This window comes from Pseudomonas sp. Teo4, assembly GCF_034387475.1.
Classification (GTDB): domain Bacteria; phylum Pseudomonadota; class Gammaproteobacteria; order Pseudomonadales; family Pseudomonadaceae; genus Aquipseudomonas.
In genome coordinates, this window is the sequence record NZ_JAXCIL010000002.1 from 1,355,702 (window position 1) to 1,374,226 (window position 18,525).

19 protein-coding genes are annotated in these 18,525 nt (G+C 61.8%); 10 read left to right on the forward strand and 9 right to left on the reverse strand.

Annotation, left to right across the window (positions count from 1 at the left end; genetic code table 11):
- Positions 1-115 precede the first annotated feature (115 nt).
- Positions 116-901 carry a MetQ/NlpA family ABC transporter substrate-binding protein gene (locus tag PspTeo4_RS22470; RefSeq protein ID WP_322366049.1) on the forward strand — a complete coding sequence of 262 codons (786 nt, stop codon included), beginning with the start codon at positions 116-118 and terminating at the stop codon, positions 899-901.
- Between the two features lie 264 nt (positions 902-1,165).
- On the opposite strand, the gene PspTeo4_RS22475 is transcribed toward PspTeo4_RS22470, so the two are convergent.
- From PspTeo4_RS22475 to PspTeo4_RS22485, 3 genes are all read right to left on the reverse strand, one after another.
- Positions 1,166-1,984 carry an alpha/beta hydrolase gene (locus PspTeo4_RS22475; protein ID WP_322366050.1) on the reverse strand — a complete coding sequence of 273 codons (819 nt, stop codon included), beginning with the start codon at positions 1,982-1,984 and terminating at the stop codon, positions 1,166-1,168.
- A 16-nt stretch (positions 1,985-2,000) separates the two neighbouring features.
- The gene (locus PspTeo4_RS22480) at positions 2,001-4,364 is read right to left on the reverse strand and encodes a penicillin acylase family protein (RefSeq protein ID WP_322366051.1); all 2,364 of its coding nucleotides are present in this window, start codon (positions 4,362-4,364) and stop codon (positions 2,001-2,003) included.
- An 83-nt stretch (positions 4,365-4,447) separates the two neighbouring features.
- Positions 4,448-5,005, reverse strand: a complete 558-nt coding sequence (locus PspTeo4_RS22485) for a DUF6436 domain-containing protein (RefSeq protein WP_322366052.1) — start codon at positions 5,003-5,005, stop codon at positions 4,448-4,450.
- A gap of 246 nt (positions 5,006-5,251) precedes the next feature.
- On the opposite strand from PspTeo4_RS22485, the gene PspTeo4_RS22490 reads away from it, so the two are divergent.
- Complete coding sequence (locus tag PspTeo4_RS22490) at positions 5,252-6,178, forward strand: alpha/beta hydrolase (protein ID WP_322366053.1); 927 nt, start codon at positions 5,252-5,254, stop codon at positions 6,176-6,178.
- On the opposite strand, the gene PspTeo4_RS22495 is transcribed toward PspTeo4_RS22490, so the two are convergent.
- Positions 6,179-6,931, reverse strand: a complete 753-nt coding sequence (locus PspTeo4_RS22495) for a DUF2059 domain-containing protein (RefSeq protein ID WP_322366054.1) — start codon at positions 6,929-6,931, stop codon at positions 6,179-6,181.
- A 113-nt stretch (positions 6,932-7,044) separates the two neighbouring features.
- Between PspTeo4_RS22495 and PspTeo4_RS22500 the strand changes: the two genes are divergently transcribed.
- Complete coding sequence (locus PspTeo4_RS22500; protein WP_322366918.1) at positions 7,045-7,677, forward strand: 2OG-Fe(II) oxygenase; 633 nt, start codon at positions 7,045-7,047, stop codon at positions 7,675-7,677.
- Complete coding sequence (locus tag PspTeo4_RS22505) at positions 7,658-8,173, forward strand: DUF523 domain-containing protein (RefSeq protein WP_322366055.1); 516 nt, start codon at positions 7,658-7,660, stop codon at positions 8,171-8,173. The genes PspTeo4_RS22500 and PspTeo4_RS22505 overlap by 20 nt, the downstream gene beginning before the upstream one ends.
- Here the strand turns inward: PspTeo4_RS22505 and PspTeo4_RS22510 are convergent.
- Positions 8,112-8,627 (reverse strand): transporter substrate-binding domain-containing protein, encoded by a 516-nt coding sequence (locus tag PspTeo4_RS22510; RefSeq protein WP_322366056.1) that lies wholly within the window; start codon positions 8,625-8,627, stop codon positions 8,112-8,114. The genes PspTeo4_RS22505 and PspTeo4_RS22510 overlap by 62 nt on opposite strands.
- A 197-nt stretch (positions 8,628-8,824) precedes the next feature.
- On the opposite strand from PspTeo4_RS22510, the gene PspTeo4_RS22515 reads away from it, so the two are divergent.
- Positions 8,825-9,301 (forward strand): DUF4399 domain-containing protein, encoded by a 477-nt coding sequence (locus PspTeo4_RS22515; RefSeq protein ID WP_322366057.1) that lies wholly within the window; start codon positions 8,825-8,827, stop codon positions 9,299-9,301.
- Positions 9,302-9,464: 163 nt separating this feature from the next.
- Here PspTeo4_RS22515 and serA read toward each other — a convergent pair whose 3' ends face one another.
- Positions 9,465-10,694 (reverse strand): phosphoglycerate dehydrogenase, encoded by a 1,230-nt coding sequence (gene serA / locus PspTeo4_RS22520; RefSeq protein ID WP_322366058.1) that lies wholly within the window; start codon positions 10,692-10,694, stop codon positions 9,465-9,467.
- A gap of 170 nt (positions 10,695-10,864) precedes the next feature.
- Between serA and PspTeo4_RS22525 the strand changes: the two genes are divergently transcribed.
- From PspTeo4_RS22525 to PspTeo4_RS22540, 4 genes are all read left to right on the forward strand, one after another.
- A complete protein-coding gene (locus tag PspTeo4_RS22525) occupies positions 10,865-12,262 on the forward strand; it encodes an FAD-binding oxidoreductase (protein WP_322366919.1) in 1,398 nt (465 codons plus the stop codon).
- Between the two features lie 25 nt (positions 12,263-12,287).
- A complete protein-coding gene (locus tag PspTeo4_RS22530; RefSeq protein ID WP_322366059.1) occupies positions 12,288-12,953 on the forward strand; it encodes a fumarylacetoacetate hydrolase family protein in 666 nt (221 codons plus the stop codon).
- A 159-nt stretch (positions 12,954-13,112) separates the two neighbouring features.
- Positions 13,113-14,039 (forward strand): SdiA-regulated domain-containing protein, encoded by a 927-nt coding sequence (locus PspTeo4_RS22535; RefSeq protein ID WP_322366060.1) that lies wholly within the window; start codon positions 13,113-13,115, stop codon positions 14,037-14,039.
- 90 nt (positions 14,040-14,129) lie between these two features.
- Entirely contained in the window at positions 14,130-15,041 is a 912-nt protein-coding gene (locus tag PspTeo4_RS22540) for an SdiA-regulated domain-containing protein (RefSeq protein WP_322366061.1), read from the forward strand.
- Between the two features lie 26 nt (positions 15,042-15,067).
- Here the strand turns inward: PspTeo4_RS22540 and tcyN are convergent, their stop codons facing one another.
- The 3 genes from tcyN to tcyJ are packed head-to-tail and all read right to left on the reverse strand — an operon-like array spanning position 15,068 to position 17,288.
- A complete protein-coding gene (gene tcyN, locus PspTeo4_RS22545; protein ID WP_322366062.1) occupies positions 15,068-15,826 on the reverse strand; it encodes an L-cystine ABC transporter ATP-binding protein TcyN in 759 nt (252 codons plus the stop codon).
- Between the two features lie 2 nt (positions 15,827-15,828).
- A complete protein-coding gene (gene tcyL / locus PspTeo4_RS22550) occupies positions 15,829-16,497 on the reverse strand; it encodes a cystine ABC transporter permease (RefSeq protein ID WP_322366063.1) in 669 nt (222 codons plus the stop codon).
- Positions 16,494-17,288 carry a cystine ABC transporter substrate-binding protein gene (tcyJ, locus tag PspTeo4_RS22555; RefSeq protein WP_322366064.1) on the reverse strand — a complete coding sequence of 265 codons (795 nt, stop codon included), beginning with the start codon at positions 17,286-17,288 and terminating at the stop codon, positions 16,494-16,496. The genes tcyL and tcyJ overlap by 4 nt, the downstream gene beginning before the upstream one ends.
- Before the next feature lie 275 nt (positions 17,289-17,563).
- Here tcyJ and epsC point away from each other — a divergent pair, with 275 nt between their 5' ends.
- Positions 17,564-18,496 (forward strand): serine O-acetyltransferase EpsC, encoded by a 933-nt coding sequence (epsC, locus tag PspTeo4_RS22560; protein ID WP_322366065.1) that lies wholly within the window; start codon positions 17,564-17,566, stop codon positions 18,494-18,496.
- The last annotated feature ends 29 nt before the right edge of the window (positions 18,497-18,525 follow it).

The window sequence follows — 18,525 nt, forward strand, 5'->3', positions numbered from 1 at the left end:
AGATATTGTTACGGCATAAAAAATCTCGGTATCGTCCGCCTCACGCCCACTGCGCAAACGGTTGGGCACCCGACTTCGCCATCATCGATGGCCCAGATCCAGAACAAGGAACACCATGAAGAAGACCCTGCTGACCACTGCCCTGGCCGCTGCCCTGTCGTTCGCTGGCCTGGCCTCTGCCGCCGAGAAACTGGTGGTTGCCGCCACCCCGGTACCGCACGCCGAGATTCTGGAACTGATCAAGCCGACCCTGGCCAAGGAAGGGGTCGACCTGCAGATCAAGGTCTTCACCGACTACGTTCAGCCCAACGTTCAGGTTGACCAGAAACGCCTGGACGCCAACTACTTCCAGACCCTGCCGTACCTGCAGAACTTCAACGAAGGCAAGGGCACCCACCTGGAAACCGTGATCGGCGTGCACGTCGAGCCGTTCGGTGGCTACTCGAAGAAGGTCAAGACCCTGGCCGAGCTGAAGGACGGCGCTACCGTTGCCATCCCTAACGAAGGCAGCAACAGTGGCCGCGCCCTGCTTCTGCTGCAGAAGGCTGGCCTGATTACCCTGAAAGATCCGAAAAACGCCCTGGCCACGCCAAAAGACATCGCCGAGAACCCGAAGAAGCTCAAGTTCCGTGAGCTGGAATCGGCCATGCTGCCGCGTGTGCTGGACCAGGTCGACCTGGACATGATCAACACCAACTACGCGCTGGAAGCCGGCCTGAACCCAGCCAAGGATGCCTTGGTGATCGAGGGCAGCGACTCGCCGTACGTGAACTTCCTGGTGGCGCGTCCGGACAACAAGGACAGCGAAGCCATCCAGAAACTGGCCAAGGCGCTGACCAGCCCGGAAGTGAAGGAATTCATCGCCAAGAAATACCAGGGTGCGGTGCTGCCGGCCTTCTGATCCGCCGCGCACGCTTTGCCTGATTTGAAAACGCCGACACTTGTGTGTCGGCGTTTTTGTTTGTGCGGGGTCTGATCGCTGGGGCAACAAAGCCCCAAAGCGCGACGCTCATCCTGTGGGAGCCGGCTTGCCGGCGATGTAGGCAACGTGGTGCATGGCACCGGCTTTGCCGGTGATCGCCGGCAAGTCGGCTCCCACAGGGACTGCGACGATCTTGAGATCACTTCAGGACCTGTAGTAACCGGCTGCCAGCAACTCGCAATCTCACGCGTTACGCGGCAACCAGTTCAACAGAAAATCATTCACCACCTGCGGGTTCTCCAGGCTGGAGATATGCCCCGCAAAGGGAATCTGAGCCGCCAGGCAGCCGATGATCCTGGCCATCTCGGCTGACTCTTCCGGTGGCCGTGGAATGTCCTGGTCACCACAGATGACGATGGTCCGTTCAGCCGGCAGCTCACCCAGGCGCGCCAGCAGGTCAGGCCGCCCGAAGATTACCCGGCCCATGGGGTCGAGGCTTTCGCGAATGGTCTGGGCAGTGCTGGCCTTCAAGGTAGCGCGGAAGTGGTCGCGAACTTCTGGCACTGTCTGCCCTTCGGCATGGAAGAAGATCGGTACGACGATATCCAGCAATGGTTCGGGGAAGAAGCCCGCTGCACTGGCGGCATCCAGCAGGCCAAAGTATTTCAGTCGGGTGGCTTCAGGTTCGGCACCCAGGTAGGTGTCCATCAGCACCAGGCGGTCGATGCGTTCCGGCTGCTCGATGGCCAGTTGCGCGCCCCACATGCCACCGACGGAAAGGCCCACCAGGTGGCACTTGGGAATATCCAGAGCGTCCAGCAACGCCAGGTGCTGGCGGGCCAGTGCACTCATGTCGGTGGTGGTGGCCGGCGGCGCGTCGGAGTCGCCATGGCCCCACAGTTCGGGAACGATGACGCGAAAATGCCTGGAAAGGGCCTCGATCTGCGGCTGCCACATCTCGGCCGACCACAGGTAGCTATGACCCAGCAGGACCGGGAAGCCCTGGCCCTGGTCGACGTAGCTCATGCGGGCGCCGTCGATATCGATGAAGTGTTTCTGCATGGGGATGCCTTGCTGGTTAATTTGCCGGGCTCAATCGTAGCGTGCTCCGGGCTGGGATAACGCCCATTTGCGCCTTGGAATATCGCCCGTTGATGTAGTCCTCAGCCTGGTCGGCGTAGTGCCTGTCGAACAACACGCCACTCTGCCCGACCGGGTTGCTGGTCAGCGCCTGCGATGCATCGGCGAAGTCGATCAACCGTCGCGTCGAAGGCCCATAGGTGACCGGCCAGGGCGCGGGGCCGATTTTCGCCGAGAGGTTGTTTGGCACCTCATGGGTGCCGGGCGCCGCGAACGGGCCGACATTGAACAAGAGGTTCAATGGCTTTTTCGCGCCCAGCGGATGGTTGTGCGTGAGTGTGTGGGCCTTGCCCCATTGCCAGCTGGCCGGGTCGTCGCCGAAGGTTTCCCGCAGGTGCTTGAGGCTCTTTTGCCAGGCCATGCGCACGATGGCGGTACGGTCGGTGCGTTCGTTGGCACCGCGCAGGTTCCACCAGGGCGACTGCGGGTCGGCGACCAGGCGAGGCAGTGCGGCATCGATGGCGCGGGTGCTGATCAGCACCGGGAACCAGGTGTCACCCAGTTCGTCGTGCAGTGCGGCGTAGGCCAGTTCGTACAGGAACTGGTTGAACAGCGTGGCGCTGGTGGAGTCCAGCGGGTAGTCGCCGCGCCAGGCAGCCAGCTGTTCGACCAGCTCCTTTTCCTCGTCGCCCTGGGCGATTGAACGCAGGGTCGACAGCAGTGGCGCCAGGGTACGTGGACCATAGTCGGTGCTGGTGTCCAGCTGCAGGGCCTGGCTGTTTTGTGTGTCCCACTTGACGTCCGGGTTGGCCAAGTGGCGGTCGAGCTGGCGACCACGGTCCGGCAAGTTGTAGTAGCCCGGTACGGGCACCACGGCGGGGGGCTGGAAATTGGCCGACACGATGTAGCCGCTGGCCGGGTTTTCCTGCTGCGGGTTGGCGCTGAAGGGATAGAAGCCGAGTTTGTTCGCCTGAGCGCTGGCGCCGTCGAGGATGAAAGTGGGGTTCACGCCGTCGGGGCGTATCGGCAGCTTCGCTGCAGCCCACCAGCCGATATCGCCACGCGCATTGGCCCAGACGAAGTTCAGACCGGGCGCTTGCACCTTGGCTGCTGCCTCGCGCATCTTGCCAAGGGTGTCCGCACGGTTGAGCTGGTAGAAGCCTTCCAGAATCGGGTTCTCGGTTTCGAGAAACGCCCACCACATGGCAATGGGCGTGGTGCCGGCGGTTGCGCCAAGCACATCGTTGACGATCGGGCCGTGGGGTGAGCGTCGGAGGGTGAGGGTGATCGGATCTTCACCTTTGACTGCAATCTTCTGCTCGGTCTTTTCCAGGGGGCGCCACTGGCCATCGATCATTACTTGATCGGCATTGGCCGGGTTGGTCCGCTCTGCGATCAGGTCGACATCGTCGTTCTGGAACATGGTCAGGCTCCAGCCGAAGTCGCGATTGTGCCCGAGCATGGCAAACGGGTTGAGTGCCTGGAAGTACCCATAGAGGTTGAAGCCGGGGGCCGATAGCTCGGCTTCATACCATACCGCAGGCACTGCAAAGCTGATGTGCGGGTCGCCGGCCAACAGCGGCAGGCCACTGCGGGTGCGGCTGCCGGCCACGGCCCAGGCGTTGCTGCCCTCGAACTGCGGGATACCGGCATCGCCCAATGCCTCGTGGCTGAGGCGGGCGAGGCTTTCGAGGCTGCGCCAGTCAACGGCGGCCAGCGGGGTGCTCAACGCACCCTGAGGGTTCCAGTCCAGGTCGAAGGGGGCCAGGTACTGCGGGCCGAGTTGGTCGCGGATGTAGGTCAACGCGGGTTCGGTGCGGAACGCGGCGGCGAAACTGTAGGCCAGGTAGCCGGCGATGCTCAGGGTGTCCTCTGCGGTGAACGGGCGCGGCGTGATGCCGAGCAGGTCGAACTCAACGGGCTTGGGATGGCTCGCCTGCCAGGTGTTGACGCCGTCGAGGTAGGCCTGCAGGGCGTGCCATGCCGGTGCGTCGTGGTTCTGACGCTGGGCCATGAGCGCAGCCTGCTCGCGGATGCGCAAACTGCGAAACAGCGTGTCGGTGGGCACCAGTTTGCTACCCAGCACTTCGGCCAATTCACCTCGGGCCAGGCGGCGCATGATCTCCATCTGGAACAGGCGGTCCTGGGCATGCACATAGCCCAGGGCGCGGTACAGGTCCTGCTCGTTCTGTGCTTGAAGGTGCGGCACGCCACGGGCGTCGTAGCCTACGCTCACCGGCGCCTGCAGGCCAGCCAGGGCGACTTCGCCCTCGCGTTGCGGCAGCTTGCCTTGCGCGTACCAGTAACCGGCGCCAGCGGCCACGGCAATGACGATGGCCAACAGGGTCAGGCTGCGCTTCATCGGGACTCCTTGTGCTTGCGACGATCATCGGCGGCTTCGCGCACAGAGCATAGCCTTTTGCAGACGTTGCCATGTGGTTCACATCAGTCTGTCCAAGGGCAGTAGCAACCGACGGCCAGGGTGTTGGAGGCGTTGACCGGGCGACCGTCGAGCAGTGCCTTCAGGATCGGTTCGATGAAGCTGTTGCTGGCGTTGCACACCGCGCCTTCGCTGTAGGGGCCGAAGTAGGCGAGATTGCCTTGCTGGTCCCAGATTGCTACAGCGGGAGAGGCGGGCAGGTGTTCGCTGCCCGGCAAGTTCACGACAGGCTCAAGGGTGCTGAGATTGGCGGGCAATTGCCCGTGGCTGCCAGTTTTCTGGGCTACCAGAAAGGTGACGCCCTTGTCGGCGAACTGGCTGACCAAGTCACTTAGATGCTGCTGGTTGCCGACATTGCACGGGCAGGCCGGGTCCCAGAAATGCACCACGCGGACCTTGCCCGGGCCGGCCAGTTGAGCGGGCAGGCGCAGTTGGCTGCCATCGAACAAGGTCGGCTGGTTTTCGAAGGGGCGCAGGTAGCGGGACTGGAAGCTGTCGTAAGCCCACCAAAGCCCGGCGGCGCAAATCAGGAGGGCAAGACCGGTCAGAAGTCGCGAATGCATGGCATGTCCGATGAGCGGGAAGCGCAGTACTGGGGCCGTTTACGGCCCATCGCCGGCAAGCCGGCTCCCACTGGTACTGCGGTGATCTAGAGGTCGACGCGGTCCATGTGGGAGCCGGCTTGCCAGCGATGGCCTGCGCAGCAGGCCTATTCAGGAAAGGTACGGTTTGTTCCTTGCAAGCTTGCCACGAGCAAGCTCAGAGCTGAATATCCCAGATCAATACTCGCTCTACCGTGGATGCCCCCGATGCCCGCTGCTTTCCACCCCGACCACTTGCGTACCAGCCTTGCGCCACTGACTGCTCGTCAGCCCTTGTCTGTGCAAGCGCAGGATTACCAGCGGTTCTACGGACTCGACCTGCCGGCGCACAGCTGGCTGGGTGGCTTCCGGGCGGCGGGATTCGAGTTGGTGGGGCAGGCCTGGCTACCGCCGCAGCCCGTGGCAACGCTGTTTCTGATGCACGGTTACTACGACCATATGGGCCTTTACCGGCATGTGATCGAATGGGCACTGGGCCTGGGTTACGCGGTGATCAGCTGCGACCTGCCAGGCCATGGCTTGTCCAGTGGCGAGCGCGCCAGCATCACGGATTTTTCGCTATACCAGCAGGTGCTCGATGCCTTGTTCGAGCAGGCGCGCGCACTGGAGCTGCCACGCCCATGGCACTTGTGCGGGCAAAGCACGGGTGGGGCAATCGTGATCGACCACGTGTTGAACAAAGGCGTGCAGAGCCCTTCCGATGGCCAGGTGATTCTGCTGGCGCCATTGGTGCGGCCAAAGGGTTGGCGCTGGTCGAAATTGAGCTATTGCGTGTTGCGCCACTTCGTCAACGGCATCGAGCGGCGCTTCAGCGAGAACACCAACGACCCGGCTTTTTTACCGTTCCTCGAAGCCGACCCGCTGCAGCCACGGCGCCTGCCTACCGCCTGGGTCGGGGCACTGGTGGCGTGGGTCAAGCGCATCGAGGCGGCGCCGCGTAGCACACGGCAGCCGCTGATCGTGCAAGGCGAGGCGGATGGCACGGTGGATTGGCAGCACAACCTGAAGGTGCTCAAGGCCAAATTCCACGAGCCGCAGATTCTGATGTTGCCGGAAGCGCGGCACCATCTGGCCAACGAATTGCCTGGCATCCGCCAGCGCTACTTCGCCTTCATTGACCAGCGGCTGGCGTGATTACTTGAGGTCGTCGGCGCTTCGACCGACCGCCAGGCCCGCCCGCACGGCAGCCAGGGCAGCCTGGTAGTAGGCCTTGCCTTCGGGCGATTCGGCGAAGGTGGCGAACTGTTCCAGCTCGGCATCGGACAGGTCGCGGTAGACGTACAACAGCGTGTTGTTCAAATCTTCGCCAATTTGCGACATCAGGCGCTGGCGTTGGCCATCGAGCATGCCTTGGGCCTGACCGCCACCGAACAGGCCGGGGATCATCGAGCTGAGGCTGTCGGCGGCGACACCGGCGATCGCCAGGCTGACTTCAGCACCAGCCTCGCGGGCAGGCAGGGCCTGGGCCAGGTGGCCGATGATCAACAGGCGGTCGTCGCTGGCCTGGACCTTCGGCAGACCCTTGGCGTTCTTGGCCAGTTGGTCCTTGCGGGTGGCCTGCAACTCGGCCGCCACCACCTTGCGTCCCAGCGGCGACTGGAAGAAGGCCAGTGCCGGTGAAGGATTGGGCAGGGTGGCACGCAGTTGGGCCTGGGCACGGCGATCCATGGCCTGGGCCTGGAAACGCTGGTTGCTGTTGTTGACCAGCGCCTGGTAGACGGCAGGCGGCAAACTGTTGCGGTAGCGTTGCTGGGCCGCAGTCAGGGCATCGTTGAAATGGGCGCGCTGGTCGGGCCAGCCGGCGGCTTTGTACAGTTGATCGAGGCTGTCTGCCCAGACAGGCATGGTGCAGATCATCATCAGAAGCAGGGAAAACAGACGGTGCATTCAGGACTCCTGTCGGCAGGTGGCTATTGTCCTTGGCTCGGCAGTCTTTTGTCGAGATATCAGAGCGGTTCTCAGCCAAGTGGCGCTGTGCGTGGTCATGGCGAATGGATATGATGCGCGCCATGCACATCTCACCTGAACACCCGATGCTGTCGGCCGTCGTCGATGACCTGGCCACCCGTGGCTGGTCGCAGCAGGCCCTTTTCTTGCCAGCCGACCTGGTGCGTGCCCTGGCGGCCGAGTGTCGGCGCCGTCATGCCGAGGGCGAGCTAAACCCGGCCGGGGTTGGGCGCGGCGCTTCCCAGGAGGTGCGCGAGGCGATTCGCGGTGACCAGATCCAGTGGATCGACCCCGGTCAAGCCGAGGCCTGCGATCGCTATCTCGAAGCCATGGACTGCCTGCGCCAAGCCATCAACCGCAGCCTGTTCCTGGGGCTGGAGGACTTCGAGTGCCATTTCGCCCTGTATCCGCCAGGCGCGTTCTATCGTCGGCATCTGGACCGCTTCCGCGACGATGACCGACGTGCCATTTCGGCGGTGTTCTACCTCAATGAAGACTGGCAACCGCAGGACGGCGGCCAGTTGCGCATGTTCCTGGCCGATGAGGTCGAGCACGATGTCATGCCGCAGGCCGGTTGCCTGGTGGTGTTCCTTTCGGGTGATGTTCCCCATGAAGTCTTGCCGGCCGGGCGCGAGCGTCTGTCGCTGACGGGCTGGTTCCGTCGCCGTGGCAACGAACCCTTCTGACCTGCACAAGGTGCTGGTCAGCGCCTGCCTGCTTGGGCAACCGGTGCGTTATGACGGCCGTACGAGCGGGCATCCTGATGTATTGCAGCGCTGGCAGGCCGAAGGCCGGGTGGTGCCTTTATGCCCGGAAGTGGCTGGCGGCTTGCCGACGCCACGCCCGCCTGCGGAGATTCCTGGCGGGCAGGGTGGTGAAGTGCTCGACGGCGAGGTGCAGGTGCTGACGGTGAGCGGTGAGGATGTCAGCGCCGCCTTTCTGGCCGGAGCCCGGCAGGCCCTGGCCCTGGTGCGCCAGCATGGCATTGGGGTGGCGGTGCTCAAGTCGGGCAGCCCGTCCTGTGGCAATCGCCTGACCTACGATGGCACCTTCAGCGGGGTGAAGGTGCCAGGAGAGGGGGTAACCACGGCCTTGCTACGGCGCGAGGGCGTGCTGGTGTTCAGTGAGCTGGAGCTGGAGCAAGCGCAGCAGGCGCTGGCTCGGCTGGCTGATCAGCCTTGAACCACTTCTGTTCCAGTTCCGCCATGCGGCCGCGGTCTTTGAGGCGCTGCAAGGCATTGTTCAGCGCGCTTTCGAAGGCCGGGTTGTTCTTCTGGAACGGGATGACCAGGTGTTTCTCGCCATAGGGCTGGCTGACATCGAACGGGCCGTTGGCGGCAGGTTCTTCCTCCTGCACCGGCAGAGCAACATCGAACTTGCCGCTCTCTACACCCGGCAGCACATCGGCTGCAGGGGCTTCGATGAACTCGGCGCGCAAGTCCAGCTCTCGGGCCAGGTCCTGGCCGAACTCGATCTGAAAGCCCGTCAGGCGGTCGTTCTCCTTGAAGGCATAAGGTTTGTTGTCAGCCTGCACGGCAATCCGCAATTCGCCCCGGTCGGCGATTTCGTCTATCAGCTCGGCCTGAGCCAATGGAGTGATCAGTACTGCCAGCAGTACGCCTATGGTCGAACGCATGAATGCCCCTTTTTCTTTGGCAGATGAATAACCTTCGCCGCGACTTTCTTCCTCGTCGCGGTCGAGCGCAGCCTATGACCTTGAAGCCTTGGCGAGGTTTAACCCTAACTGAAATATTTCTCTTTGTGGGCTATGGTGAACTACCGCCGCCATTCGTTTACAGGCCGCGGTCAATAAGTGAATCACAGGAGAAGTGAATGAACAGCCTATTTTCGCGTGCTGCCGTTGCCGGTCTGCTGATGGGAGTATCGGTGCTCGCCAGTGCCGCAGATGCGCTGAAGAGCCAGGAGCCGCCCAAGGATGCCAAGGTCTTCATCGTTTCCCCCGCCGATGGCGCCACGGTCGACAAAACCTTCACCGTCAAATTCGGCATCGAAGGCATGGCGCTCAAGCCCGCTGGCGACCAGACCCCGCACACCGGCCACCACCACCTGCTGGTGGATGTCGACAAGGCACCGGCTGCCGATCAGCCATTGCCTACCAGCCTGATGCCAGCGAACAACGCGCCGCTGCCGGCCGGCCCGCAAGTGCTGCACTTCGGCAAGGCGCAGACCGAAGCGACCATTACCCTGACGCCGGGCAAGCACACCCTGCAGCTGGTGCTGGGCGACCAGTATCACGTGCCGTTCAAGCCGAGCGTCGAGTCGCAGAAAGTTACTGTAACCGTGAAGTAACGGTTGCTCCCATCGCGGGTAAGCCCGCTCCCACAGGATTTCACCGCCCTTAATGGCAGCGCTGAACCTGTGGGAGCGGGTTCACCCGCGAAAGGGCCGGAACAGGCGACAAAAAAAGGCGACCTTCATCGAAGGCCGCCTTTTTTCGTTACGCTGCGAGCGCTTAGAACAGAACGCGGGAGCGGATGGTGCCCTTGACGTGCTGCAGCTTCTCTTGCGCCAGGTCCGAGTACTCGGCGTCAACGTCGATTACCACGTAACCCACTTTCTCGTTGGTCTGCAGGAACTGACCGGAGATGTTGATACCGTTCTCGGCGAAGACTTTGTTGATCTCGCTGAGTACGCCAGGGATGTTTTCGTGGATGTGCAGCAGGCGGTGCTTGCCCGGGTGCGCTGGCAGGGCCACTTCAGGGAAGTTGACCGAGGATACCGAGGTACCGTTGTCGCTGTACTTGACCAGCTTCTCGGCCACTTCCAGGCCGATGTTGGCTTGGGCTTCGGCGGTGGAACCACCGATGTGCGGAGTCAGGATCACGTTGTCCAGGCCACGCAGCGGGCTTTCGAACTCTTCGTCGTTGGAGCGCGGCTCGACCGGGAATACGTCGATGGCGGCGCCGATCAGGTGCTTGTCCTTGATCGCAGCGGCCAGGTGGTCCAGCTCAACCACGGTGCCACGGGCGGCGTTGATCAGGATCGAGCCCTTTTTCATCGCACGGATTTCTTTCTCGCCGATCATCCATTGGGTGGACGGCAGCTCAGGCACGTGCAGCGAGACGATGTCAGCCAGGCCCAGCAGTTCGGTGAGGCTGGTGACCTGAACGGCATTGCCCAGCGGCAGCTTGGTCAGCGGGTCGTAGAAGTAGACCTGCATGCCCAGGTTCTCGGCCAGGACCGACAGTTGGGTACCGATCGAGCCGTAGCCGACGATGCCCAGCTTCTTGCCACGGATCTCGAACGAGTTGGCCGCGCTCTTGATCCAGCCACCACGGTGGCAGGAGGCGTTTTTCTCAGGGATGCCGCGCAGCAGCAGGATGGCCTCGGCCAGTACCAGTTCGGCTACCGAACGGGTGTTGGAGTAAGGTGCGTTGAACACGGCGATGCCGCGCTCGCGAGCAGCTTCGAGGTCGACCTGGTTGGTGCCGATGCAGAAACAGCCGACGGCGACCAGTTTCTTCGCGCAGTCGAAGATTTCTTCGGTCAGTTGGGTGCGCGAACGAATACCGATGAAGTGGGCATCGGCGATCTTTTCCTTCAGCTCGGCTTCAGGCAACGAACCAGTGAGGTATTCGATGTTGGTGTAGCCGGCAGCCTTGAGGGTATCGACCGCGTTCTGGTGCACACCTTCAAGAAGAAGGAACTTGATCTTGCTCTTGTCGAGAGAAGTCTTGCTCATCTGCGTAAACCTGTATCCCGGAGAAAAAATGGCGAGAGGGTAAAGCGGCGCGGTGTCGGCCTTAGCACGAACAGCAGGGGGGCTATGCTAGCATACGCGACACAATCTGAGCTTATCCCGACAGGTGAAGAGTGCTCAGGGTGACTATGAATAAGTCGAGAGTTCCAGCGATGACCCACCCGGCGGTAATTGATGAACTGAAGACCCTGGTCGACCCTGGCAGGGTCCTGACCGACGCGGCTTCCCTCGAAGCGTACGGCAAGGACTGGACCAAGCACTACCCGCCAGCGCCTACGGCCATCGTCTTCCCCAAGACTGTAGAACAGGTGCAGGCCATCGTCCGCTGGGCCAACCGCTACAGGGTCGCGCTGGTGCCTTCCGGCGGGCGTACCGGGCTGTCTGCCGGGGCCGTGGCCGCCAACGGCGAGGTGGTGGTCGCCTTCGACTACATGAACCAGATTCTCGACTTCAACGCCTTCGACCGCACCGTGGTCTGCCAGCCGGGTGTCATTACTCGCCAGTTGCAGTCGTTTGCCGAAGAGCAAGGCCTGTATTACCCGGTGGACTTCGCGTCCTCCGGTTCCAGCCAGATTGGCGGCAATATTGGCACCAATGCCGGTGGAATCAAGGTGATTCGCTACGGCATGACCCGTAATTGGGTCGCCGGACTCAAGGTGGTCACTGGCAAGGGCGAACTGCTTGAACTCAACAAGGACCTGATCAAGAACGCCACCGGCTACGACCTGCGCCAGTTGTTCATCGGCGCCGAAGGCACGCTGGGCTTCGTGGTCGAGGCAACCATGCGCCTGGACCGCGCACCGCGCAACCTCACCGCGATGGTGCTGGGCACGCCGGACTTCGACTCGATCATGCCGGTGCTGCATGCCTTCCAGGCCAAGCTGGACCTGACCGCCTTCGAGTTCTTTTCCGACAAGGGCCTGGCCAAGATCATGGGGCGCGGCGATGTGCCAGCGCCGTTCGAGACAGACTGCCCGTTCTATGCGCTGCTGGAGTTCGAGGCCAGTACCGAGGAAGTCGCCAACGAGGCCCTGGCCACCTTCGAGCATTGCGTCGAGCAAGGCTGGGTGCTGGATGGGGTCATGAGCCAGAGCGAGACCCAGCTGAAGAACCTGTGGAAGCTGCGCGAGTACCTGTCCGAGACCATCTCCCACTGGACCCCTTACAAGAACGACATATCCGTCACGGTTTCCAAGGTGCCGGCTTTCCTGCGTGACATTGATGCCATCGTCGGTGAGCACTACCCGGACTACGAAGTGGTCTGGTACGGCCATATCGGTGACGGCAACCTGCACCTGAACATCCTCAAGCCCGACCACATGAGCAAGGACGACTTCTTCGCCTCCTGCACCAAGGTCAACAAGTGGGTGTTCGAGATCGTGCGACGCTACAACGGCTCGATCTCTGCCGAGCACGGCGTGGGCATGACCAAGCGCGACTACCTGGGTTACAGCCGCTCAGCTGAAGAAATTGCCTGCATGAAGGCAATTAAGGCCGTCTTCGACCCTAACGGCATCATGAATCCGGGTAAGATCTTCGCTCCTGAATAAAAAGCAGTAGCCAGAGGAGTCGGCCATGAGTTACCAGCACCAGTACGTAGACGGCACGCGCATCCACTTCCCGCTGGGCAAGGTGGTGTGCATCGGCCGCAACTATGCCGAGCATGCCAAGGAACTGGACAACCCTATTCCGAGCGAGCCGCTGCTGTTCATCAAACCGGGCAGCTGCGTGGTGCCGCTGGAAGGCGGTTTCAAGATCCCGACCGACCGCGGTTCGGTGCACTACGAGGCGGAAATCGCCGTGTTGCTGGGCAAGCCGCTGTCCACCAATCCGACTGAGGAAGAAGTGCTCGACGCCATCTCGGGTTACGCACCTGCCCTGGACCTGACCCTGCGCGATGTGCAGGCCAAGCTCAAGGAAAAGGGCCTGCCGTGGGAGCTGTGCAAGAGCTTCGACGGGGCGTGCGTGTTGCCACCGTTCGTCTCGGCGGCCAGCTTCGAGGACGTCACCGACATTCCGGTACGCCTGACCATCAATGGTGAAGTACGCCAGGATGGCAACAGCGCGATGATGCTCAACCCTATCGTGCCGATCATCCAGTACATGGCCGCACATTTCTCCCTGCAGGCGGGCGATGTGATCCTCACCGGCACGCCAGCTGGCGTTGGTCCGTTCAACGTGGGCGATGAGCTGGTGCTCGAGCTACCGGGTGTGAGCCGCTTCGAAAGCCGTGTGCTCTGACTACCGTGCCTGTCGGCTCCTGTAGGAGCCGGCTTGCCGGCGATAGGGCCATCAGCCCCCAAACAAGACAGTTTTTTCACAAACGATCTGGATAATGCGCTGATTATCGTCCATCTGCCGGCAGCCGCGTGACCCCGGTATTTTTCAGGAACATTCTGCATGGCCCCCACCTCCAGCGCCCCCGCCAACTCACGCCCCAAGCGTCGCTTCTTCCTGCGCTGGCCGTTCGGCCTGGCCTTAGCGGCAGTGATTGGCTACGGCGTGGCAGTGGCCATGCACTGGGACGACCGGGGGCTGCTCTGGGTCAAGGAAGGTTTCGAGAGCACAGCCGAGCAAAGCGAGAGTGTCTGGCTACCTGACTACCAGGTGGATATCGACGGCAAAATTTTGCCGGGCATGGAGGACGACGAGGCATCTGACCTGTCTTTCAACCCTCGCACCCGCACCCTGTTTGCCGTCATGGGCAAGAACCCGTTCCTGGTCGAACTGAGCCTTGATGGCGATGTTCTGCGCAAGATGCCGCTCAATGGCTGGGAAAACCCGGAAGGCGTTGCTGTATTGGAAGATGGCCAGCTGGCCATCGTCGACGAGCGTCGCCACGACCTGACTTTGGTCAAGGTGGATGCGCACACGACGTCGCTGAACCGAACCGACTTCCAAAGCTACGACCTGGGTGAGTCGGTGAAGAGCAATAAGGGCTTCGAGGCGGTCGCCTGGGACCCGATGCGTCAGCGTCTGGTGATCGGTGAGGAACGCCCACCAAAGCTGTTTACCTGGAGCACCGATGGGCGCAGCCCTCTGAAAGGCGAAAAGCAGTCGCTGCCCAATGACGAGCTGGACCTGCGCAACCTGTCGGCCCTTGGCGTCGACCCGCGTACCGGCCATCTGCTGGTGCTGTCGTCCGACTCCAACATGCTGCTGGAGCTGGATGAACAAGGCCAGCAGGTCAGCTTCATGACGCTGCTCGGCGGTTTCAACGGCCTGGAAGACACCGTGCCGCGCGCCGAGGGTGTGGCCATGGATGACCAAGGCAACCTGTACATGGTCAGTGAACCCAACCTGTTCTATCGCTTCAGAAAGAACTGATGGCAACTTAAGGCCATTCTTACGCCAGCATTAAGCTTTACTTCAGTTGTTCATGGTTAGATTCGCCACCCTCACGTCGAGTCTGCCGTTATGCGCCGTTTCATTCGCCTGCCACTGATCTTCGCTACTCTTGGCCTGCTCGCCTTGTGCGTGCTGGCCTTGGCTGGCCATGAGTTTCGTCTGTTCGAGCGGGGCTGGTTCAACCTCAAGACCTGGTTGCAGCCCGCAGAACAGAGCATTGGTCTGGATCGCTACCAGGTGGTGGTAGAGGCGCAGCCTGTCGAGGGGCTGGACGATGACCTTTCCGCGCTGACCTATGACCCCGATCGCAAGACCCTCTTCACCGTCACCAATGCACGTTCCGAACTGATCGAGCTTTCGCTGGATGGCCGTATCCTGCGCCGGGTGCCGTTGACCGGATTTGGCGACCCGGAGGCCGTGGAGTATGTCGGCCCCAACAGCTATGTGATCACCGATGAACGCCAGCAACGTTTGATTCGCGTGCGTTTGGATGACGACACGATGTTCCTCGATGCCAATGATGCCGAGCAACTGAGCCTCGGCATCGGACTGAACGGCAACAAGGGCTTTGAAGGCCTGGCCTATGACTCGGCGGGTAAACGCCTGTTCGTGGCCAAGGAACGCGACCCGATGATGATCTACGAGATTCACGGCTTCCCGCATGAGAACCCAGGCCAGCCGTACGCCGTGCATGTAGTACAGGACCGCAAGCGTGATTCACGGCTGTTTGTGCGGGACTTGTCGAGTTTGCAGTTCGATGAACGCAGCGGGCATTTGCTGGCGCTCTCGGATGAGTCCCGGCTGGTGCTGGAGCTGGATGTGGAAGGGAAGCCGCTGAGTACCTTGTCGTTGCGCAAGGGCTACCAGGGTTTGAAGGAGACCGTTCCCCAGGCAGAAGGCATCGCCATGGATGAAGCAGGGGCCATCTACCTGGTCAGCGAGCCGAACCTGTTCTACGTGTTCAAACAGCCGGCCGACTGATACATCAGCAGGCCGGTTGCCGGGTTTCAGTCTGCTGCTGTGGTGCCCAGGAACTTGCGCAGGAATTGCCGCGTGCGCTCTTCCTTGGGGCTGGCGAACAACGCCTTGGCCTCACCCTGTTCCACGATCACGCCCTTGTCGAAGAAAATCACACGATTCGCCACATCGCGAGCAAAGCTCATCTCGTGGGTGACGATGATCATGGTGCGTTTCTCCTCGGCCAGGCCGCGGATGGTGGACAGTACTTCACCCACCAGCTCGGGGTCGAGGGCCGAGGTCGGCTCGTCAAACAGGATGACCTCAGGCTCCATGGCCAGGGCTCGGGCAATGGCGACCCGCTGCTGCTGGCCACCAGACAGACGCCGAGGGTAGGACTCTTCCTTGCCGGCCAGGCCAACTTTGGCCAACAGCCTGCGCCCCAACTCGATCGCTTGTGCCCGGGGTGTTTTCTTGACGATCACTGGCCCCTCGATCACGTTCTCCAGGGCTGTGCGGTGGGGGAACAGGTTGAAGTTCTGGAACACGAAGCCGGCCTGTTGGCGCAGCTGGCGGATCGCCCCTTGCTGGCTGCCCAGGGTGCGGTTGGCGTCGATGCGGATGCTGCCGATCTGGATCTGCCCGGCATCCGGCGTTTCCAGCAGGTTGAGGCAGCGCAGGAAGGTGGTCTTGCCCGAGCCGCTGGGGCCGATGATGGCAACCACCTCGCCGGGCTGCACGGTCAGGTCGATACCGTTGAGCACGGTCTGGCCCTTGAACTGCTTGGTCAGGCCTTTTACTTCGATCATGCTCAATGCTCCTGGTCGTGCTGGTTGACCCGCGCTTCCATACGGTTCTGGAAGTGCGCGAGGATGCTGCAGAGAATCCAGTAGATCACCGCAACAGCCAGGTACATGGTGAACACTTCGAAGGTGCGCGCGGTAATCAGCTGCGCCTGGCGGAACAACTCGGGCACCTGGATGGTCGCCGCCAGGGCGGTGTCCTTGACCAGCGAGATGAAGCTGTTACCCAAGGGCGGCAGCGCAGTGCGCAATGCCTGCGGCAGAATGGCCCGGCGCATGGCCTGGGTGCGGGTCATGCCGATACTGGCAGCGGCTTCCCACTGACCACGGTCGATCGACGAGATGGCTGCCCGCAGGATTTCGCAGATGTAGGCCGCCATGTTCAGTGACAGGCCGATCAGCGATGCCGGAATCGGATCGAGCTCGATACCGATCTGCGGCATGCCGAAGTAGATCACGAACAACTGCACCAGCAGCGGTGTACCGCGGAAGAACGACACGTAGACGCGTGCCAGCCAGTTCAGCGGCAGGATCTTCGACAGCCGCATGAGTGCCAGGGCAAACCCCAGCAGCAGGCCGAAGAACATGCCGCCGACACTGAGCAGCACCGTATAACCCGCGCCCTTCAGCAGGAAGGGCGTGGAGTCGACAACGAGTTGCAGGCTTTCAGCGATCATTTAGTGACATCGGCACCGAAGTATTTTTCAGACAGCTTGGCCAGCGTGCCATCGGCCTTGAGCTTGTCCAACGCCTTGTTGATGGCTGCGAGCAGCTCAGGTTCACCCTTGCGCAAGGCAACACCGGACTCCAGGCGCGAGAACGCATCGCCGGCCAGTTGGGTGTCCTTGGCTTTCTGTGCGTATTCCAGCGCGGCCAGGCGGTCGATCAGGATGGCGTCGATACGGCCGTTGCGCAGGTCGGCAAACTTGCTTGGGTCATCTTCATAGGTGCGCACGTCGGCTTGCGGGACGTCCTTTTTCACCCATTGCTCGTAGTTGGTGCCCAGGCCCACGCCGACCTTTTTGCCCGCCAGGTCCGCAGCCTTCTGGATGTTCAGCTGCTCAGCCTTCTTTTTCAGGATCAGTGCCTGGATGCCGGAGATGGTGTAAGGCTCGGAGAAGTCGTACTTCTTCTTGCGCTCCTCGGAAATGGTCACCTGGTTGATCACCACGTCCAGACGCTTGGACTCGAGTGCCGCGAGGATGCCGTCCCATTTGGTCGGCTGGACCTTGGCTTTCACCCCAAGCTCCTTGGCCAGCAGCTCGGAAAGCTCCACTTCGAAGCCGGTCAGCTTGCCGTTTTCATCCTGGAAGCTGAAGGGTGGGTAAGTGCCTTCCAGGCCGACGTTGATCACGCCTTTTTCCTGGATGGTTTTCAGTTGCTCGCCGGCGAAGGCCTGGCTGAGCAGGCCGGCACCCAGCAGGACAGCCAGGGTGGCGTTGAGAAGCGGTTTGGCAAATTTCGACATGGCAGGCCCCGCGCTTGTTGTGGAAGTGGTGGGTGGCGACTATAGGGGTGTATTTGATAGTTCGGGAAATAATAAAAAATAAGGCTCTTATTCTAAAACCTATTTTTGTAATGGCTTATACCCGAGTTAGCTCAGGATGGAATAAAGCGTTGTTTTTTCCAAGGGGGAGATTTGGCGTATCGTGGATCAAACGCCTGGCACTTGCCCTGTAGGAGCCGGCAAGCCGGATCCTACAGGGCAAGCGAGCATTTCAAGAACATCGGCAGGAGAACACCGTGAGCGAACAACCATCAACTGGGCACTGGCAACTGCAGGGCATCGTCAACGGCCTGCGCAGCGCCCGGGAGCAGTGGCGCACCCGCAATGGCCGCAGCAGCGGCGAGCAGGGCGGCCGCGAACTGCCCTCGCGCGAGGCCATGCGGCACATCCTCGAGCAGTTGTGCGGAGCGCTGTTCCCCATGCGCCTGGGGCCGGTGGACCTGCGTGAAGAAAGTGAAGACTTCTATGTCGGCCATACCCTCGATGCGGCCCTGACGGCATTGTTGGCCCAGGCCCGCCTGGAGCTGCGCTACGCCGCACGCCAGAACAAGGGCGACCTGAGTACGGTTGATGCCCACGCCTTGCGCCTGATCCAGGACTTCGCCGCCGCATTGCCTAACCTGCGCGTGCTGCTCGACACCGACGTGCTGGCCGCGTACCACGGCGACCCTGCGGCGCGCAGCGTGGATGAGGTTTTGCTGTGCTACCCCGGCATTCTCGCGATCATCCACCACCGCCTGGCGCACCACCTGTACCAGGCTGGCCTGCCGTTGCTGGCGCGGATCAGTTCGGAACTGGCGCACTCGGCCACGGGTATCGACATCCACCCCGGTGCGCAGATTGGCCCGAGTTTCTTCATCGACCACGGCACCGGCGTGGTGATTGGCGAAACCGCGATCATCGGCGAGCGGGTGCGCATCTACCAGGCCGTGACCCTCGGCGCCAAGCGCTTCCCCAGCGATGAGTCGGGGACGTTGCACAAAGGCCTGGCGCGCCACCCGATCGTCGAGGACGACGTGGTGATCTACGCCGGGGCGACCATCCTGGGGCGAATTACCATCGGCAAGGGTTCGACCATCGGCGGCAATGTGTGGCTGACCCGCAGCGTACCGGCCGAGAGCAACATTACCCAGGCCAATCTACAGTTGGATTGCCAGGACAAGAATTGACCTAAGCTTTTTGTTGCTTGCTCCGGCCC

Bases quoted from the DNA above. Each gene is read 5' to 3' on its own strand.
- PspTeo4_RS22470 (WP_322366049.1), top strand. From the start codon at position 116: ATGAAGAAGACCCTGCTGACCACTGCCCTGGCCGCTGCCCTGTCGTTC.
- PspTeo4_RS22475 (WP_322366050.1), bottom strand. From the start codon at position 1,984: ATGCAGAAACACTTCATCGATATCGACGGCGCCCGCATGAGCTACGTC.
- PspTeo4_RS22480 (WP_322366051.1), bottom strand. From the start codon at position 4,364: ATGAAGCGCAGCCTGACCCTGTTGGCCATCGTCATTGCCGTGGCCGCT.
- PspTeo4_RS22485 (WP_322366052.1), bottom strand. From the start codon at position 5,005: ATGCATTCGCGACTTCTGACCGGTCTTGCCCTCCTGATTTGCGCCGCC.
- PspTeo4_RS22490 (WP_322366053.1), top strand. From the start codon at position 5,252: ATGCCCGCTGCTTTCCACCCCGACCACTTGCGTACCAGCCTTGCGCCA.
- PspTeo4_RS22495 (WP_322366054.1), bottom strand. From the start codon at position 6,931: ATGCACCGTCTGTTTTCCCTGCTTCTGATGATGATCTGCACCATGCCT.
- PspTeo4_RS22500 (WP_322366918.1), top strand. From the start codon at position 7,045: ATGCGCGCCATGCACATCTCACCTGAACACCCGATGCTGTCGGCCGTC.
- PspTeo4_RS22510 (WP_322366056.1), bottom strand. From the start codon at position 8,627: ATGCGTTCGACCATAGGCGTACTGCTGGCAGTACTGATCACTCCATTG.
- PspTeo4_RS22515 (WP_322366057.1), top strand. From the start codon at position 8,825: ATGAACAGCCTATTTTCGCGTGCTGCCGTTGCCGGTCTGCTGATGGGA.
- serA (WP_322366058.1), bottom strand. From the start codon at position 10,694: ATGAGCAAGACTTCTCTCGACAAGAGCAAGATCAAGTTCCTTCTTCTT.
- PspTeo4_RS22525 (WP_322366919.1), top strand. From the start codon at position 10,865: ATGACCCACCCGGCGGTAATTGATGAACTGAAGACCCTGGTCGACCCT.
- PspTeo4_RS22530 (WP_322366059.1), top strand. From the start codon at position 12,288: ATGAGTTACCAGCACCAGTACGTAGACGGCACGCGCATCCACTTCCCG.
- PspTeo4_RS22535 (WP_322366060.1), top strand. From the start codon at position 13,113: ATGGCCCCCACCTCCAGCGCCCCCGCCAACTCACGCCCCAAGCGTCGC.
- PspTeo4_RS22540 (WP_322366061.1), top strand. From the start codon at position 14,130: ATGCGCCGTTTCATTCGCCTGCCACTGATCTTCGCTACTCTTGGCCTG.
- tcyN (WP_322366062.1), bottom strand. From the start codon at position 15,826: ATGATCGAAGTAAAAGGCCTGACCAAGCAGTTCAAGGGCCAGACCGTG.
- tcyL (WP_322366063.1), bottom strand. From the start codon at position 16,497: ATGATCGCTGAAAGCCTGCAACTCGTTGTCGACTCCACGCCCTTCCTG.
- tcyJ (WP_322366064.1), bottom strand. From the start codon at position 17,288: ATGTCGAAATTTGCCAAACCGCTTCTCAACGCCACCCTGGCTGTCCTG.